At 50.7% G+C, this 229-nt stretch carries 1 protein-coding gene; it reads left to right on the top strand.

Features of this window, described 5'->3' with window-relative positions:
• On the top strand, nucleotides 1–229 hold a 229-nt coding region (locus tag R2R70_RS23725; RefSeq protein ID WP_410979450.1), incomplete at both ends, for an FtsX-like permease family protein.

The raw sequence follows: 229 nt of genomic DNA, 5'->3' as shown, positions 1-229 counted from the left end.
AGGGCTGTTCGGCAGCCTGTGTGGTGTGATTATCGGCGTGGTGGTTTCACTGCAACTTACCCCGATTATTGAGTGGATTGAAAAGTTGATCGGTCATCAGTTCCTCTCCAGCGATATCTATTTTATTGATTTCCTGCCATCGGAATTGCACTGGCTGGACGTCTTCTACGTACTGGTCACAGCATTGTTGCTGAGTCTTTTGGCAAGTTGGTATCCGGCGCGGCGCGCC

It is taken from the genome of Cobetia sp. SIMBA_158 (genome assembly GCF_046566945.1).
Classification (GTDB): Bacteria; Pseudomonadota; Gammaproteobacteria; order Pseudomonadales; family Halomonadaceae; genus Cobetia; species Cobetia amphilecti.
This window is presented reverse-complemented; position numbering and strand designations above follow the sequence as displayed.